Genomic DNA, 1,106 nt, shown 5'->3' with positions numbered 1-1,106 from the left:
CTTGGCTTGCGCGCCATGCGCTGGCGCGCCCCCCGCCGCTGACGGTCTGGGCGCGGTCGCGCTTCGCCCTCCCGGATCGACGCTGCGCCTCGATCGGTTTTCCAGAACCTCAGGCGCCGGCGCGGCCATCCGGCCGCTTGGCTTGCGCGCCATGAACGGGCGCGCCCCCCGCCGCTGACGGTCTGGGCGCGGTCGGGCTTCGCCCTCCCCGATCGACGCTGCGCCTCGATCCGTTTTCCAGAACCCCAGGCGCCGGCGCGGCCGATGGCCAGGGCATGGCTGGTCGCCTCAGCACGCCACCCCGGGCGCGCGCAGCACACGCAGCGTCGCCGCGCCATGGCTGCGTTCGGCAAGCGCCTCGTAGCCCGGCAGCACCAGTGCCTCGCCCTCGCCCGTCTCGGCGACGACCAGCGCACCGGGCGCGATCCAGCCCGCCGCCTCCAGCGCCGCGACGGCGCGCGGCACCAGACCTTGCCCATAGGGCGGGTCGAGGAACACCAGGCCGCAGGACACCATCGCCCGCGGGACGCGCGCGATGTCCATCGCCAGCACGGCGCTGTGCGCATCCTCCCGGCAGGCGGCGATGTTGGCGCGCAGCGCGGCGAGCGCGGCCGCGTCCTTCTCCACGAAGGTCACGTGGTCCGCGCCGCGCGACAGCGCCTCCAGCCCCAGCGCGCCGGTGCCGGCGAAACCGTCCAGCACCAGCTGGTCCTGGATCGCCATGCGCCCGCCCCAGGGGGCGTGCCACAGCATGTCGAACAGCGCCTGGCGCACGCGCTCCGCGGTCGGGCGCGTGGCGTCCCCGGCCGGTGCGATCAGCTTCCGGCCGCGATGGCGCCCGGCGATGATGCGCATTTTTCTATGCCCTCAGACGCCGGGCGCCGCGCATCCGCGCGGCTTGGCTTCGCGCCGTGGACTGGCGCGCCGGCGACGGCGGACACGATGGGCGCGGTCCCGCTTCGCGCTCGCGGATCGAGGCAGCGCCTCGATCCGTATTCCTGGCTCTCGGACGCCGCAGGCCGCGCATCACTCGTCCCGTCCGCGCTGCAGCCGCCCCCGCACCGTGCGGCGCGGGCCGGCGCCGGCATTGCGCGCGCGCGGCGGGC

1 protein-coding gene is annotated in these 1,106 nt (G+C 76.0%); it reads right to left on the bottom strand.

Going from position 1 to position 1,106, the window contains the following annotated elements:
- Positions 1-288 precede the first annotated feature (288 nt).
- A complete protein-coding gene (gene rsmD / locus HW577_RS25450; RefSeq protein ID WP_198378869.1) occupies positions 289-855 on the bottom strand; it encodes a 16S rRNA (guanine(966)-N(2))-methyltransferase RsmD in 567 nt (188 codons plus the stop codon).
- Between the last annotated feature and the right edge of the window lie 251 nt (positions 856-1,106).

The organism is Neoroseomonas rubea, from assembly GCF_016106015.1.
Lineage (GTDB): Bacteria > Pseudomonadota > Alphaproteobacteria > Acetobacterales > Acetobacteraceae > Neoroseomonas > Neoroseomonas rubea.
The sequence above is the reverse complement of the archived record's forward strand: the minus strand, read 5'-3'. Positions and strand labels throughout refer to the sequence as shown.

Excerpts from the sequence above, each read along its gene's own strand:
- rsmD (WP_198378869.1), bottom strand. The coding sequence starts at position 855 with ATGCGCATCATCGCCGGGCGCCATCGCGGCCGGAAGCTGATCGCACCG.